Annotated in this window: 13 protein-coding genes; 6 read left to right on the plus strand and 7 right to left on the minus strand. The window is 68.3% G+C overall.

What is annotated here, in order from left to right:
* Positions 1–33 precede the first annotated feature (33 nt).
* The 3 genes from ABE546_RS06655 to ABE546_RS06665 all read right to left on the minus strand — a co-directional run bounded on the left by ABE546_RS06655 (position 34) and on the right by ABE546_RS06665 (position 2,960).
* The gene (locus ABE546_RS06655; RefSeq protein WP_313219018.1) at positions 34–672 is read right to left on the minus strand and encodes a hypothetical protein; all 639 of its coding nucleotides are present in this window, start codon (positions 670–672) and stop codon (positions 34–36) included.
* Positions 669–1,199, minus strand: coding sequence for a hypothetical protein (locus tag ABE546_RS06660; RefSeq protein ID WP_346463006.1), 531 nt, complete (start codon positions 1,197–1,199; stop codon positions 669–671). The genes ABE546_RS06655 and ABE546_RS06660 overlap by 4 nt, the downstream gene beginning before the upstream one ends.
* Before the next feature lie 432 nt (positions 1,200–1,631).
* Positions 1,632–2,960, minus strand: coding sequence for a dicarboxylate/amino acid:cation symporter (locus tag ABE546_RS06665; RefSeq protein ID WP_070470968.1), 1,329 nt, complete (start codon positions 2,958–2,960; stop codon positions 1,632–1,634).
* Positions 2,961–3,109: 149 nt separating this feature from the next.
* Here ABE546_RS06665 and ABE546_RS06670 point away from each other — a divergent pair, with 149 nt between their 5' ends.
* From ABE546_RS06670 to ABE546_RS06690, 5 genes are all read left to right on the plus strand, one after another.
* Positions 3,110–4,822, plus strand: a complete 1,713-nt coding sequence (locus ABE546_RS06670; RefSeq protein WP_313208927.1) for an alkaline phosphatase — start codon at positions 3,110–3,112, stop codon at positions 4,820–4,822.
* A complete protein-coding gene (locus tag ABE546_RS06675) occupies positions 4,822–5,382 on the plus strand; it encodes a WG repeat-containing protein (protein ID WP_346463007.1) in 561 nt (186 codons plus the stop codon). The genes ABE546_RS06670 and ABE546_RS06675 overlap by 1 nt, the downstream gene beginning before the upstream one ends.
* A gap of 66 nt (positions 5,383–5,448) precedes the next feature.
* A complete protein-coding gene (gene tilS / locus ABE546_RS06680) occupies positions 5,449–6,738 on the plus strand; it encodes a tRNA lysidine(34) synthetase TilS (protein WP_346463008.1) in 1,290 nt (429 codons plus the stop codon).
* Positions 6,739–6,774: 36 nt separating this feature from the next.
* On the plus strand, positions 6,775–7,035 hold the full coding sequence (locus tag ABE546_RS06685; RefSeq protein ID WP_313219023.1) for an exodeoxyribonuclease VII small subunit: 261 nt from the start codon (positions 6,775–6,777) through the stop codon (positions 7,033–7,035).
* Positions 7,025–7,903, plus strand: a complete 879-nt coding sequence (locus ABE546_RS06690; RefSeq protein ID WP_346463009.1) for a farnesyl diphosphate synthase — start codon at positions 7,025–7,027, stop codon at positions 7,901–7,903. The genes ABE546_RS06685 and ABE546_RS06690 overlap by 11 nt, the downstream gene beginning before the upstream one ends.
* Before the next feature lie 103 nt (positions 7,904–8,006).
* On the opposite strand, the gene ABE546_RS06695 is transcribed toward ABE546_RS06690, so the two are convergent.
* Together ABE546_RS06695 and pmbA are read right to left on the minus strand one after the other, a co-directional pair.
* Positions 8,007–8,384, minus strand: coding sequence for a DUF4870 domain-containing protein (locus ABE546_RS06695; protein ID WP_313208923.1), 378 nt, complete (start codon positions 8,382–8,384; stop codon positions 8,007–8,009).
* A gap of 78 nt (positions 8,385–8,462) precedes the next feature.
* Positions 8,463–9,830, minus strand: coding sequence for a metalloprotease PmbA (gene pmbA, locus ABE546_RS06700; RefSeq protein WP_313208922.1), 1,368 nt, complete (start codon positions 9,828–9,830; stop codon positions 8,463–8,465).
* Between the two features lie 68 nt (positions 9,831–9,898).
* Between pmbA and yjgA the strand changes: the two genes are divergently transcribed.
* Entirely contained in the window at positions 9,899–10,513 is a 615-nt protein-coding gene (gene yjgA / locus ABE546_RS06705) for a ribosome biogenesis factor YjgA (protein WP_313208921.1), read from the plus strand.
* Positions 10,514–10,591: 78 nt separating this feature from the next.
* Here yjgA and tldD read toward each other — a convergent pair whose 3' ends face one another.
* Positions 10,592–12,037 carry a metalloprotease TldD gene (gene tldD, locus ABE546_RS06710; RefSeq protein WP_046273266.1) on the minus strand — a complete coding sequence of 482 codons (1,446 nt, stop codon included), beginning with the start codon at positions 12,035–12,037 and terminating at the stop codon, positions 10,592–10,594.
* Positions 12,038–12,091: 54 nt separating this feature from the next.
* Positions 12,092–15,952 carry a YhdP family protein gene (locus ABE546_RS06715; RefSeq protein WP_346463010.1) on the minus strand — a complete coding sequence of 1,287 codons (3,861 nt, stop codon included), beginning with the start codon at positions 15,950–15,952 and terminating at the stop codon, positions 12,092–12,094.
* Between the last annotated feature and the right edge of the window lie 12 nt (positions 15,953–15,964).

The raw sequence follows: 15,964 nt of genomic DNA on the forward strand, positions 1-15,964 counted from the left end.
TCTCATCACAGACAATCGGGTGGATGTGACTACTCACGGGGTGGACTGCACCGAAATGCTCAGTTGGTTTGCGGTGGCGTTGCCGGATCCCGCGATCTGATTGAGTTGCAGGACGCCGTCGAATCCCTGCAGCGCGGAGGCTTCGACCGCCACCCTGCGAGTTCCGGCCGACCGACCGCTGTTGACGGCCCCCTGCCCCCCTGCTGACGCGAGTGCGCCCGACGCGGCCAAAGCCTCGTCGTTCGTTTCGCGTATGCCCTGTTGCGCCAGCGTGGCGGTGACGACGTTGAGCGTCGCGTTGCCATTGCCGCTGGCCTGGTTGATTGATGCGACGCCACTGGCGCCGTTCAGTGCCTGGCCACCGAGCGTGGCGCTGGCGTCCATGGCGGTGTCGCCGAGGCTGACGTTGTTGGACTGCTGCTGGCGTGCATCCACCTGGATATGGGCGTTGCGGCCGTTGGCGATGCCCATCAGGTTGGCCTGCTGGTTCAGGTCACCGGCAGCCATGTTGACGGTGATGGCGCCATCGGCGCCGGCCAGGGTGCGGCCGTCGATGCGGCTCTGGTTGAGATAGGAGAGCATCGCGGCGTAGTCGTTGCCCTGCTGGGCGTGTGCAGCCCAGGGAGCCAGCACCAGGCTGGTCAACAGTGCCATGCGCAGGACGGTGTTCATTTGCCGGGCCCGCCTGCGGGCTGGCCGAGCGGGAACTGGGCGAGTGCGCCACGCACCTGGTCGCCAATGCCGCGGGTGGCGTTGCCGACGGCGCCCATGGGGCCGCCGATGGTGTTGCTGAACTGGCCGCTGGAGAGCATGCCGCTGTCGGTCACTTTGCCGAGCGTGCCGTTGACCGTATGGCCGGTGACGCGTTCGATGGTGGTGGCGTTGCGGGGAATGCCGGCGCCGGTGTTGGAGCCCAGCGAGGCGTAATCGTCATCGCTGAGTTCATCCATGCCGGTGGAGGTGTCGAGGGCATGGCCGATTTCGCGGCGCGGTGAGGGGTCTGCGATAAGCGCCATGCCGGGGGGCGCAGGACGGTACGCAGGCCGTGCGGAGACGTCACGCAGGAGGACAATTTCGCCGGGTTGTGCTTTGACGCCCTGGCGTGCGCCGGAGGCGTTGGCGGCGGCCGGCAGGATGAGTGCGGCGGCGAGCAGCCAGAGTGTGGTGTGTCGTGTGCGGTGTGCGGCAACGCTGTCCATGGCGACCTCCCGATTACATGCGGAGGGTTGGAGCAGCATTCGTGCCAAGTTCCCAATGGCCGTGTTTCCGGGGTTTTCGTGCGGCGCGGGTTAATCGCACGCAACATTGCTGTTACAGCGGCGTTAGCGTTTGTGCGTATGAATAGGTTTGGCGATGGACGGCGTTGCGCTGAGAGGCAAGCGGGGTGCGGGTGTATCACGGGTGTTACACCGGGTGATACAGGGGGTTACGGTGCGGATTCAGGCTCGCCCCGGGTTTGCTTGTAAAGCCTCAGCCAGTCGCTTTGTCGTGAGGGCCGGCGATGCCAAGCCTCGCCAGCCCGCCAGACATCTGCCTGTTCGGCAGGAAGAAGCGACGATGCGAAAGCAGTTGCACACAAGCAAAAAAAGACCGGCTCTCGCCGGTCTTTGGGTGCTGCGTCCGTGCCTGCATCAGGACGTTCGTTCTTCGCCTTCATCCACGCCGAGGTTGGTGGATGGGTTGTCGTAGATCTCGCGGTCGAGCAGGCCGGTTTCCTTGGCGACGATGACCGGGACCAGCATCTGGCCGGTGACGTTGGTCATGGTGCGCATCATGTCGAGGATGCGGTCGATGGCGTAGAGGTAGCCGATGGTTTCCAGCGGGAGATTGGCGGCGCTGAGGACGACGGTGGCCATCACGACGGCGGTGCCGGGGACGCCGGCGGTGCCGAAGCTGCCCAGGACCGAGGCGATCAGGACCACGATGTACTGCTCGGGGGTGAGCGGCACGCCGGTGTACTGGGCGATGAAGACGGCGCACAGGGCCGGATAGATCGCCCCGCAGCCGTCCATCTTGATGCTGGCGCCGAGGGGGACGGCGAAGGAGGCGTAGTCCTTGTTGACGCCGAGGTTGTGGGTGATCGAGCGCATCGCGGCGGGCATGGCGGCGAAGCTGGAAGAGCTGACGAAGGCGACCTGCATGCCGGGGGCGGCGCCGCGGAAGAACTTGAGCGGGTTCAGGCCGTGCATGAGCAGCAGGCTGCCGTAGACCACGACGATGTGCAGGGCGCAGGCGATGTACAGGGCGAGCACGAAGTTGCCGAGCGGCAGCAGTTTCTCAAAGCCGTAGCTGCCGACCAGGCCGGCGATCAGGCCGAAGGTGCCCAGCGGGGTGATCTCCAGCACGAAGCGGGTCACCTGGATCATGATCTCGCTCATCTGCCCGGTCAGCTTGCGTGCCTCGCTGACCTTGTCGCCGAGCTTGACCATGGCAAAGCCGAGCAGGCCGGCGAAGAAGATCACCGGGAGGATCGAGCCGCGGCCCGCGGCCAGCACGGTTTCACCGGCGCCATTGATACGGGTGCCGATGCCGGTCAACGCGTAGAAGACGTTGGAGGGCACGACATCCATCAGCACCTTGATCACGCTGGGTACTTCGCGCGGGGTGTAGCCGTGGTCCATGCTCAGGCTGAGCGCGCCGCTGCCCGGCTGCATGAGGGTGCCGACACCCAGGCCCACGCACACGGCCAGGGCAGCGGTGATGATGAACCACAGGAAGGTGCGCCCGCCCAGGGCCGCCACAGACTTCTGCCCGTGCAGCGAGGAAATGGCGTTGATCACGGCGAAGAACACCAGCGGCACCGCGATCATCTTGATCAGGGTGACGTAGAGATCGCCGAGCGGGCCGAACCAGGTTTCGGCCGCCGGGCCGAGCAGCCAGCCGGCCAGTGCGCCCAGCACGAAGCCGCCGAGGACCCGTTGCCAGAAGGGGATCCGCAGCCAGGCAGAGACCAGCTTCATGTGCGTTCCAGAGATGATTTGACAGCTAGGCACCTTAGCCCAAGCGGGGCCGTGGCACGAGGCGTACACGGAAAATCAGCGTGTCATCGGCGTGCCTTGCGGCGTTCTGCATAATGAACGCCCGTTTCACATGTGAGATGCATTCATCCATGTCCCGTTTCACGCCTCTGGTGGCTGCCGTCACCACCCTGCTGCTTGGCGCCTGCGCCACTACCGCTCCCTCCTCCAGCGCCTCTGCCGGCGCGGTCCAGGTCGATGTGCCGGCCATTGCCCACCCCGCCGGGGAGACCCCGCAGTGGTGGTACCGCAGCGGTGCGGCGCGCGCGGCCAGCACAGGTGCGATGGACGGCAAGGCCAAGAACGTCATCCTGTTCCTGGGTGACGGCATGAGCCTGACCACGGTGGCCGCGGCGCGCATCTTCGAGGGGCAGCGCAACGGGCATCCGGGCGAGGAGAACCTGTTGTCCTGGGAGCGCTTCCCGGCCACGGCGTTCAGCAAGACCTACAACACCGATTCGCAGACGCCGGATTCGGCCGGCACCATGACCGCGATCACCACCGGCGTGAAGACCCACATGGGCGCGATCGGCGTCAGTGCCGGCACCCGCAACGACTGCGCCGACAGCCTGAACAAGGGGCTGCTGACCTGGCTGCAGCTGGCTGACAGCGCCGGCATGGCGACCGGGGTGGTCTCCACCGCGCGCCTGACCCATGCCACCCCGGCGGCGACCTATGCACACTCGCCGGAGCGCAACTGGGAAAACGACACCGACGTGCCGGACGAGGCCAAGGCCGCCGGCTGCCGCGATATCGCCCAGCAGCTGTTGTCGACCTCGCGCTTCGGGCGCGGCCCGCTGGTCGCCCTCGGCGGCGGCCGCGGTGAATTCACCACGGTCGAAGAACGCGATCCGGAGTATGACGACAAGGTCGGCCAGCGCCTGGACGGGCGCAGCCTGGTGACCGAGTGGCAGCAGGCGCACCCGCAGGGTGCCTATGTGTGGAACGCCAGACAGCTGCAGGCCGCCGCGAACGCCCCGGCGATCCTCGGCCTGTTCGAGCCGGACCACATGCGTTACGAGGCCGAGCGCAAGGACGACCCGGCCGGTGAGCCGAGCCTGGCCGAGCTGACCCAGGCGGCGATCGCCAACCTGTCGCGCCACCAGGAAGGCTACGTGCTGATGGTGGAAGGCGCGCGCATCGATCACGCCAACCACAGCGGCAACGCCTACCGCGCACTGACCGATACGGTGGCGATGTCCGATGCGGTGCGCGCGGCCGTCGAGGCGACCTCCGACCAGGACACGCTGATCATCGTCACCGCCGACCATTCGCACACGCTGAACTTCGTCGGTTACCCGGCACGTGGCAACCCGATCCTGGGCAAGGTCAAGGACAAGGGCGGCGAAGACGGTGCCGGCAAGCTGGACCTGGCCCGCGATGGCCTGGGCCTGCCCTACACCACCCTGACCTACGCCAACGGCCCGGGCTACACCGGTGCCACCAACCAACAGCCGGTCGGCCCGAAACGGTACCCGCACAACCCGAGCAGCTTCGATCCGAGCACCGGCCGGCCGGACCTGACCGCGGTGGATACCGAGCATCCTGATTACATGCAGGAAGCGCTGGTACCCGCCAAGAGCGAATCGCATGGCGGCGAAGACGTCGGCATCTGGGCACGTGGCCCGGGCAGCAAGGCAGTGCGCGGCACGATGGAGCAGAACGCGATCTACCACATGATCGTGCAGGCCACCCCGCGCCTGCGCCAGCGCCTGTGCGAGGCCGGCACCTGCGACGCCAAGGGCGTGCCGGTCGAGCTGCCCAAGCCGACCGCGTTCGAGCGCCAGGCCGGCGACAGCAAGTAATGCGTCTGCCGACCTGCAACACGACGAAGAGGGGCCGCTACGTGCGGCTCCTGCTGCTGGCAGCCGGCCTGCTGGCCTCCGCCATGGCGTGGGGCACCGGCGGCGCGTGCACCGTGCTTACCGAGGAAGATGGCCTGCAACCGCTGGCCGGTTGCCAGTGGCGCGATGGGCGTCTGGCGCTGGATGCCACGGCGCTGGCGGCGTTGCCCTACGACCAGGACGGGTTGGCTGCCGTCTACGCCGGCGGTGGCTTCCACTATGTCCGTGCCGATGGCCGCCAGTTGCCGGTGATCATCTTCGACAACGGCCCGGACTACGTGGTGGAAGGGCTGGTGCGCGGCCGCGTGGGCGCGCGCATCGGCTACTTCGATACCCAGCTGCGCCAGGTGTTCCCGGCGACCTTCGATTTCGGCTGGGCGTTCGATGACGGGGTGGCCCGGGTCTGCCAAGGCTGCCGACCAGGCACGCCGGACGATCATGGCCACATTGCGATGGTCGGTGGCACCTGGTACCGCATCGATCGGCAGGGGCGTCCGGCGATGGATGCCGACGCGCCGTGATCCCCGCGCGTGGCATCGTTGCCACGCAGCACCGATACTGCCGGTCTGCCTGAGATCGCACTGCCCATGACGTCCCTGCTGCCGCCACCGCCCTCTGTCGTCCGCCCCGTGCTGGTGGGCTTCAGCGGCGGGCTCGATTCGACCGTCCTGCTGCACTGGCTGGCCACCTCGGCGGCCCAGCGCACCGCGGGGCTGCGCGCCATCCATGTCCATCATGGCCTGCAGGAGCAGGCCGATGCCTGGACCGTGCACTGCACGCAGGTGTGTGCGCGCTGGAACATTCCGCTGCGGGTGCTCCGTGTCCAGGTGCAACGCAACCAGGGACAAGGGCCGGAAGCTGCCGCGCGGCATGCACGCCGTGAGGCGTTCGCCTCGCAGCTGCTTCCGGGCGAACAGTTGGCGCTGGCCCACCATCGCGACGACCAGGCCGAGACCTTCCTGCTGCGGGCGCTGCGTGGCTCCGGGGTGGATGGATTGGCGTCCATGCAGGTCACCAGCGCATTTGGTGCCGGCACCGTATGGCGGCCGTTGCTGGAGGTTCCGCGCAGCACCCTGCGTGCGCATGCCCAGGCCGAAGGCCTGGAGTGGATCGAAGACCCCAGCAACGCCAGTGACGATGCCGACCGCAATTTCCTGCGCCTGCAGGTACTGCCGCAGCTTCGCCGGCGCTGGGCGCAGGCCGATGCCGCCTTCGCGCGCAGCGCGGCGTTGTGCGCGCAGTCCCAACATCTGCTCGACAGTGCCGACCGCGACGCGCTGGAACGCTGCAGCGTCGGCCCCGGCGTGATCGACTGCGCGCGGCTGATGCGCCAGCCGGTGGAACGACGTGCGCGCCTGCTGCGCCATTGGGTGCGCGGCAGTGGCCTGCCACCGCTGCCAGCCGCCGGGGTCGAGGCGGTCGAGCGCGAACTGTTGCCGGCTGCGCACCATGCCGATGCCCAGTTCGCCTGGCAGGGTGCGCGTATCCGCCGTTGGCGCGGGCAGCTGCACCTGCTCTCGGCCAGCCTGGCCCTGCCAGCCGACTGGAGCGTGCATTGGGATGGCCGCGCGCCGCTGGCATTGCCCGATGGGGGCGAGCTGCGCCTGCTCGGCACGGACGCCGGTTTCGATAGCCCCGTGCAGATCCGCGCGCGCCGCGGCGGCGAACGCATCCAGCTGCCCGGGCGCACACATTCCCATGCGCTCAAGGACCTGCTGCAACAGCAGGGCCTGCCGCCGTGGCAGCGCCGTCAGCTGCCGCTCCTGTTCGACGAAGACACCCTGCTGGCCGCAGGCGACCGGGTCATCGGGGCGGCATTGCAACCGTGGTTGCAGGCCCATCATGCGCAGTTGCAGTGGACCCCGGGCGCGGCGTGAATTGACCCCGCCGGGCCAGCAGCCCACACTTGGCGCATGGCAAAGAAGTCCCCCAATGAAACCTCCCCGGTCGCCCACTTCGAGCAGTCGCTGGAAGAGCTTGAGCAGCTGGTGGAGAAGATGGAAACCGGCGAACTGAGCCTGGAACAATCGCTCAGCGCCTACGAACGTGGCGTCGGCCTGTACCGCCAGTGCCAGCAGGCGCTGGAACAGGCCGAACTGCGCGTGCGCCTGCTCAGCGATCCGGCCCAGCCCGACACCGCCGTACCGTTCGACCCGCCCAGCCATGACGGTTGAGGCCACGTTCGCGCGTTGGCGCGACCGTATCGAAAGCGAACTCGACGCCAGCCTGCCTTCCCCGTCCGATGCCCCGCGCGGGCTGCATCAGGCGATGCGTTATGCGGTGCTCGGGGGTGGCAAGCGCATGCGGCCGTTGCTGGTGTATGCCGGCGGCCGGATCTTCGGCGCCGACGAAAACGCACTGGATGCACCGGCAATGGCGGTGGAGCTGATCCATGCGTATTCGCTGGTGCACGATGATCTGCCGGCGATGGACGATGACGCCTTGCGGCGCGGCCGGCCGACCACGCATATCGCCTTCGATGAAGCCACCGCGATCCTCGCCGGCGATGCCCTGCAGACGCGCGCGTTCAGCCTGATCGCCGACGCGGCGTTGCCGGCGCAGCTGCGCGTGGATTGCCTGCAGACCCTGGCGCACGCCTCCGGCGCGGCCGGCATGTGCGGCGGCCAGGCCTTGGATATCGACGCCACTGGCCATCAGCAGCCGTTGCAAGCGCTGGAACGCATGCATGCGCTCAAGACCGGCGCGCTGATCCGCGCCGCGGTGCGCATGGGCGCGCTGTGTGGCCAGGCACCTGCCGCGGATCTGGCGACGCTGGATACGGTGGCCTCGGCGCTGGGCCTGGCCTTCCAGGTGCGCGATGACATCCTCGATGTCGAAGCCAGTTCCGAACAGCTCGGCAAGACCGCCGGCAAAGACGAAGCACAGGCCAAATCGACCTTCCCGGCGCTGCTGGGCATGGACGGTGCCAAGGCGCATCTGCGCACGCTGAGCGAGCAGATGTTCGACGGTCTGGCCGGCTATGGCGAGGCGGCCGATGCACTGCGTGCGCTGGCCAGGCTGGCGGTTGAGCGGGATCACTGAGCGATAGTGCAGTCAGCCACGCATGGCGTGGCTCTACAGCGCCAGCACACAAAAAAACGCCCGGGAATCCCGGGCGTTTTTTCGTTCCAGCGCTGCGGATCGATTACTTGATCAGGCGCAGTGCGAACGGGTAGCGGTAGGCTTCGCCGTTGTTGGCCTTGACCGCTGCGATGATGCAGAAGATCACGTTGAGCAGGCCGACGATCGGTGCCAGCAGGCCACCGATGATGACGATGGTCAGCACGATGCAGATCAGCATCGCGATGGTGATCGTGATCTGGAAGTTCAGCGCTTCCTTGGCCTGATCGGTGACGAAGCGCTTGCTGCTGTCGTCTTTGTTGATCAGCCAGATGATCAGCGGGCCGAGGAACCAGGTGAAGATACCCAGCAGGTGGGCCACCAGGGCCATGGTGCGCTGTTCGGCCGGGGCCGGTGCGCTCACCGGCGGCGGCGGGGTGGTGACGTTATCGAAATCGCTCACGTGAAACTCCTTGTTCGAGGTAATGGGTATTGCACGCGGCAGGCTCCCCGCCTGCCAGGGCAGCCTCCATAGAATACGTCAATCGTTACCGGCAACGGTCATTCGTCCTACAAGGATCGAACCGGTGTGCACGTGCGAGCGCGTGTCGATGTCGGTGCCCACCGCTTCGATGCTGGCGAACATGTCCTTGAGGTTGCCGGCAATGGTGATGCCGTCCACCGGGTAGCTGATCTCGCCGTTCTCCACGCGGAAGCCGCCGGCACCACGCGAGTAATCACCGGTGACGCTGTTGACGCCCTGCCCCATCAGTTCGGTGACCAGCAGTCCATTGCCCATCTGCCGGGCAATGGAGACCAGATCACCCGCGTTGGCGGTGACCTTGAGGTTGTGCACGCCACCGGCGTTGGCGGTGGTCGGCAGGCCGAGCTTGCGTGCCGAGTAGCTGCCCAGGATGTAGCGCTCCAGCACGCCATCGCGGATCAGCGCAGAATTGCGGGTGGCCACGCCATCGCCATCGAAGGCTGCCGAGCGCAGCCCACGGCGCAGCAGCGGCAGCTCTTCGATGCCGAACCAGTCCGGGAACAGGCGCGTGCCGACGCTGTCGAGCAGGAAGCTGGCGCGGCGGTACAACGCTCCGCCGGACACGGCACCGAGCAGATGGCCGATCAGCGAGCGGGCCACCTCCGGCGAATACAGCACCGGCATCTGCGCCGTGGTCATCGAGCGCGGGTCCAGGCGGGCCACGGTACGCTCGGCGGCGCGGCGGCCGATCGAGGCGGCATCGTCCAGATCTTCGCGGGCCAGTGCGCTGCTGTACCAACCGTCGCGCTGCATGCCATCGCCCTGCCCGGCGATCAGCGCGCAGCCGATCGAGTGGTGGCTGCTGCGCTCGCGGCCGATGAAGCCGTGCGAGTTGGCATACACCGACAGGCTCTGCGCGGTCGCCGCCGAGGCACCGTCGGAATTGCTGATGCGGGTGTCGGCCTCACGGCCGGCCGCTTCGCAGGCCAGGGCCAGATCCAGCGCCGCATCGGCGCTGAGTTCCCAAGGGTGCCAGCCGTCCAGATCCGGGAATTCACGGGCCATCAGGGCCGCCTCGGCCAGGCCGGCCGCCTCATCATCCTCGGTGTGGCGGGCGATCGCGCAGGCCTGGGCCACGGTCGACTCCAGGCTGCTCTCGCGCAGGTCGGCGGTGCTGGCGCTGCCCTTGCGCTGGCCGAAGTAGACGGTCACGGCGATGCCGCGGTCGCGGGTGGACTCGACCGTCTCGACCTCGCCCAGGCGCACGTTCACATCCAGGCCGCGCTCATCGCTGCAGCTGACCTCGGCCTGGCTGGCGCCCAGGGCCTTGGCCCGCTCCAGCAGGCGCTGGGAGATGTCGGCCAGCTGCTCCAGGCGCTGCAGGCTGTCGTCGGCCGGGGAGACTTCAGGGGAGATCACGTTCAATGCTTTATCCTGTACAGGTGAGTGCCCGGCGCGACGCCGGCACAGTTTACGGATGTGGAAATAAGACGATGCGCGGACGCGACGAAGAAACCGGTGAATTCCTTGATATCAGCCGCAGCCAGAACCGCCGGGCGGCGCTGGACGTGCTGGCCCTGGGCGAGAAGCTGGTCTCGCTGACCCCGGCCCAGCTGGCGCGCCTGCCGGTGCCCGAGGATCTGCTGCCGCACATCGCCGAGGCCAAGCGCATCACCGCGCATATCGCCCACAAGCGCCAGCTGGCGTTCCTGGCCAAGCACATGCGTCGCGAAGACGACGCCGTGCTGGATGCGATCCGCGATGCGCTGGATGCCAACAGCGAGACCTCGCGCCGTGAAGTGGCGACCATGCACCGCGTGGAAGACTGGCGCGAACGCCTGCTCAAGGACGGCGACAAGGCGCTGGGCGCGCTGCTGGACGAATACCCGCATGCCGACCGCCAGGAGCTTCGCACGCTGGTCCGCAACGCCCAGGCCGAAAAGGCCAAGAACAAGCCGCCGCGCGCCTACCGCGAGATCTTCCAGGTCCTGCGTACGCTGCTGCTGCCGGCCGCGCTCGGTCTGGAAGGCGTGAATGCCGCCTCCGAAGACGCGCTGGACGACGCGGTCGACACGGACACCGACAGCGACGAGAACGCCGAGGACTGAGTCCCGGCGCTCGCGCGGCGGCGCCAGCACCCTGCTGGCGGCCGCATGATCAGGCAGCGCAGGCGAATGCATCCCGGCTCAGGCCTGGGTGCCGCCCACGGTGATGCCATCGATCAGCAGGGACGGCTGGCCCACGCCGACCGGCACGCTCTGGCCATCCTTGCCGCAGATGCCCACGCCCTCGTCCAGGGCCAGATCGTTGCCGATCATGCGCACTTTCTGCATGGTTTCCGGCCCATTGCCGATCAGGGTGGCGCCCTTCACCGGCGCGGTGATTTTTCCGTCTTCGATCAGGTAGGCCTCGGTGGCCGAGAACACGTATTTGCCGCTGGTGATGTCGACCTGGCCACCACCGAAGTTGACGGCGTACAGGCCACGCTTGACCGAGCGGATCATTTCTTCCGGATCGTGCTGGCCGGCGCGCATGTAGGTGTTGGTCATGCGCGGCATGGTCATGTGCGCGAACGATTCACGGCGGCCGTTACCCGTGGGGGCCACGCCCATCAGGCGCGCATTGAGCGAATCCTGCATGTAGCCGACCAGGATGCCGTCCTCGATCAGGGTGGTGCACTGGGTCGGGTGGCCCTCGTCATCGATGTTCAGCGAGCCGCGGCGTCCGTCCAGGGTGCCGTCGTCAACGATGGTCACGCCCGGCGCGGCCACGCGCTCGCCGATCCGGCCGGCGTAGACGCTGGTGCCCTTGCGGTTGAAGTCGCCTTCCAGGCCATGGCCGACCGCTTCATGCAGCAGCACGCCGGGCCAGCCCGGGCCGAGCACCACGGTCATCACCCCGGCCGGGGCCGGGATCGCCTCCAGGTTCACCAGCGCCTGGCGCAGGGCCTCGCGCGCGAAGCCTTCCGGGCGCCCCTCGGCAAACAGTTCTTCATAGCTGTAGCGGCCGCCGCCACCGGAGTAACCGGACTCGCGCCGGCCATGCTGCTCGACGATCACCTGCACGTTCAAGCGCACCAGCGGGCGGATGTCGGCCGCAAGCACGCCATCGCTGCGCGCGATCAAAACCGTATCCACGCCGCCGGACAGGCTGACCATCACCTGCTGCACGCGCGGGTCGGCGGCGCGCAGGTAGCGGTCCAGCCGCTTGAGCATCTCGACCTTGGCCTCGTTGCCCATGCCATCGATGGGGTCCAGTGCCGGGTACAGCGCGCGGCCACTGCCCCGCACCAGCGAGCGGGCCGACTGCGCCCCACCCTCGCGGGAGATGGCGCGGGCCGAGTTGGCCGCGGCCAGCAGCGCGTCGCTGTGGATGTCGTCGGAGTAGGCGAAGCCGGTCTTCTCACCGGCGATGGCGCGTACGCCCACGCCCTGCTCGATCGAATGCGCCCCGTCCTTGACGATGCCGTCCTCCACGCTCCAGCTCTCGCGGCGCGCGTGCTGGAAATAGAGATCCCCGAAATCGATGCCCGGGCCCAACAGGGTGCCGAACGTGCGTTCCAGACCGTTCGCATCCAGCCCGGCGGGCAGCAGCAGACGGTCGGTGGCCAGCGAAAGTGCGTTGTTGTTCATGCTCTTTGATCTGTGGGCGCCGGGCGCAATCGCAACCCGGGCGCGGGAAAGGGATCAGCGCGCCGGCGGTGCGGCCGGGGCCGGCTTGGGCGCTGCGTCGCGGTCGATCACATCGACCTTGGGTTCGGCCCAGGGGCCGGTCACGCGGTAGGTCTTGGCGCCGATCTCGCCCAGCGGCTTGGACAGCACCGCATTGGCGGCCGCGCCGACCGCCGCCCCCACCGGGCCGCCGGCGACCGCGCCGACCACCGTCAGCAGGTTGCCCGCACGCGGGTTGACGTCGATGGTCTGATCGAAGCGTTGTTGGCGCAGGTCGGTCTTGCCGCGGATGGTGATGTTCGCCGCCGGGCCTTCGATCAGCACCTTGTCGGTGGTGGCCATGCCATCGGCGAACGCCACGCTGCCCTCGACCTGGTTGAAGGCGAAGCCCTTGGAGAAGAAATCGCGGAAATCGAACATCAACCGGCGCGGCAGCTGGGTCACGCTGAGCAGGCCGAGCACGCGCCCGGCACCGGGTTCGAGTTCCAGCAACTGGCCGTTGCGGGCCTGCACGTCGAGCTGGCCCTGCAGCGCACCGAGCTGGAAGTCGGATGGGCCGCCCTGCCAGCCGGCGCTCATGGTCAGCTGGCCCTGGCCGCCACGCAGCTGGCCGCCATAGTCCAGATTCTGCATCAGCCCGCCCAGGTCCTCGCTCTTGACCTGCACGTTGAACTGGCTGCGCGCGGCCTCGCCCATGCCCATCCAGCGGCCATTGACGTCGATCGCCTGCTTGGGCGCGCGGAACTGCAGCTGATCCACGCTCAGGCCGTTGGCCATGGGCCGCGTGCGCAATACCGCCTGGCCGAGCTTGGCCTTGCCGAACTGGAGGTCATCGATATCCAGCGACAGCGGCGGGATCTTGGCCGGATTGGTGTCATTGGCACTGGCCTGGACCCGCGCCGGCAGGGCCACGTCCGGTGGCAGCAGGATCGGAGCGCCATCGCTGGGCGCCTTGACGGGCGTCGGCAGCGACTGCCAGTGCACCCGGCTGAGCTTGCCGACGATGGTGCCGCCTTCGGCATTGGGCACGGTCAGGCCGCCCACCAGCGAGGGGCCGTCCAGGCGCACGTCCACGCTGCTGCTGGTCGGCCGCAGTTGCAGCCGGGTCTGCGGGAATACGCCACCGGCGAGCAGCAGCTGGCCGACCTGCACGTCCACATGCCGCAGCGGCATCGGGTCCTTGCCGTCGCCGCCGTCCGGCGAGCGGGCCAGCGCGATCCACTCCAGCGCATCCAGCGAGCCGCTGCGCCCGTTCACGACCAGCCCACTGGCCGGCGGATCACGATCCACGCGGTCGCTGCCGAGGGTGACCTGCACCCCGGTCTGGTTGTCATGCGTGCGCGCGGCCAGGGCCAGGCGCTGGCCGAAGGCGACATCAACGCGTCCGCTGCCCATCGGCAGCTGTGCGGTGACGTCCGTCGCCAACGGCGTAGCGGCGGGCTTGTCCAGCGGCGCCGGCAGTTCCAGGGTGGTGCCGACCAGATCCGAATGCAGCTTGAGCACGGTGGGCGGCTCGACCTTGCTGCCGGCCGCGACCTTGGGCAGGGTCACCCCGATGGTCCAACGCGAGGTGCCCTGGATGTAAGGCTTGAGCCAGTTCAATTCCGGGGCGCGGTCCAACAGCGCCCCCGCCTCCAGCGAGGCGGTCAGTTCGGATTCGAAGGCCTGCTGCGGATCGCGCACGAACTCACCGGCGCGCAGGCTGAGCAGCCCGTCCTGGCCCTGGTGACGTACCGCCAGGTGCTCCGCATCGAAGCCGCCATGGCCATAACGGGCCGTACCGCGCATGTTGTCGAAGACCAGGTCGAAGCGCTTCTCGGTGAGGGTCGCGCCATTGAGATCGACCGTGCCCTGCAGGTGACCGCGGCCTTCGTCGTGGTGCAGCGGCTGCAGCAGGTCGAAGGTGACCGCGGCCGGTCCCTTCGCGGTGAGATTGTCCAGCGTCTCGCCATAGGTGGCCTGCAACGGGCTCTGCTTGAGCATGGCCAGCAGTGCACCGGCATCGCTGCGGCTGCTGGCCTTGACGTACAGATCGGTCTCGCCGAAATCAGGAATGCCGGCATCGAAGTGGTCCACCGCCACCCCGGCCAGGTCGCCCTTGCCATGCAGTTCGAAGCCCGGGCCGATGAAGGCGATATCGGCATCGACCTTGTTCATCGCCGGCCAGTCGTGCTGGAAGCGGATACTGCCGGCGTCGATGTGGCCGGTCGCCTCGAAGCGGCCGTTGTTCTTGTCGAACGGCCAGTCTTCCAGATCCCCGGTCACCAGGCCCACCCCGCCACGCACCTGCCCGGAGACCAGGGCAGCATCCAGCCAATCGGTGGCGGCCTTGCTCATCTTGGAGTGGATCCAGAAACGCTTGGCGGCGGTCATTGGCACATCGTCGATCTTGGCCGCCAGTTCCAGCCAGGGGCGCGTGCCGTTGTTCTGGAACCAGATGCCGCCGCGCACATCGGCGGCGTAATCGGTGCCCTGCACGCGCAGCGCCGGGGTCCCGATCCGCCAGCCGCCGGCCTCGTCGCGCCAGCCCACCAGTCGGCCGGCCAGGCGCACGTCGTGGCGCTCGCCAAAGCCGCTCGGCCAATCGAACTGCATCACCTGCTGCGGTTGCAGATCCAGGGTGAAGCCATCGGCATCGCCGTTGAAGCGCCCGCCCACACCGCTGAGCCCGGGCGAATGCCCGACCGCCGCGAAGCGGATGTCTTCCAGATCCCCCTCGACCGACAGCGGGCCGCCCTGCTCGCCTGCCACCCGCACGCGGGTCATGCGCACCTGCGGTGCGGCCTCATGCAGCCACTCGCGCAGGCCGGGATCGATCCGGTCGGTCAGCGCCAGCCCCCGCAGCAGCGCGGTGGCATCGATGTTGTCGCCAGCCAGCGCGAAGTGCTGCCCGCCGGCCAGCAGCAGCCCGTCCAATTGCTGGGTGCTGCCTTCCATGCCAATCCGCAACCGTGGCGCATCGGCGCGCCAGCCCCCCTGCACCCAGCGCCAGCGTGCACGCAGTTCCAGCGTGTCCAACGCCAGCTGCGGGTGGGTGCCGTCGGCCAGCGTCACGCCGCGCACCTGTACGTTCTGAAGGTCCGCATCGGTGGTGACCATCACCACCCGGTGATCGCGCAGGTCCACCCAGGCATTGAACTCACCGGTGCCCTGCTGCAGGCCGATGCCGCCGAACTGCAGCAGCGAGGCCCACGCCCGGAAGTCGGCCGGGGCGGCCGAGAACCAGGCCTGACCATCGCCGCGCTTGCGCTCGAATTCCAGCACCGCCGTCAGCGGCTGTGCGGACGGGTCGGCCCACGCACGCGCCCCAACCCGCAGGCGCTGGCCGTTGACGCGCAGACGCAGGTCGATCCGCGGCAGCACGGCGTTCACGCCCAACGAGGGCGCATCCACCTTCAAGCGGCCACCGATCACCTGCAGCTCGCCCAGGCGGCGCAGTGTTTCCAGCGGGTCACCTGCACTGGACTGCGGCAGGCCCTGCACGGACCAGCGGCCATCGTCGGCGCGCTGCAGTACCAGCGCCACGCCACGCAGGCGCAGCTCGGTCAGCGAGTGGCCCGGCAGCAGGCCGGCATACATGGACACCAGCACTTCGGCCTCGCCGATGCGCAGGCCCTGCCCTTCACCGATGCGCAGCCCTTTGAGCTGCAGCAGCGGGCCGCGCCGTGTCCAGGCAGTATCCAATGCATCGAAACGCACCGGCTGGCCTGCGCGCGCGCTCAACCACGCCGCCACCTTGTCCGGGTGACGCTCGGCCAGCGGCAGCAGCTGGCTGGCAGTGCCGACCAGCAGGGCCACGCCCACGAGCAGGATCGCCACCGCATACACAGCATGGCGGCGGATCCGGCGCAGGCGCAGGCGGAGCGGTGTGCTCATCGGAACGTGGGG

Origin of the sequence: Stenotrophomonas sp. TWI377 (assembly GCF_039674525.1) — a bacterium.
GTDB lineage: Bacteria > Pseudomonadota > Gammaproteobacteria > Xanthomonadales > Xanthomonadaceae > Stenotrophomonas.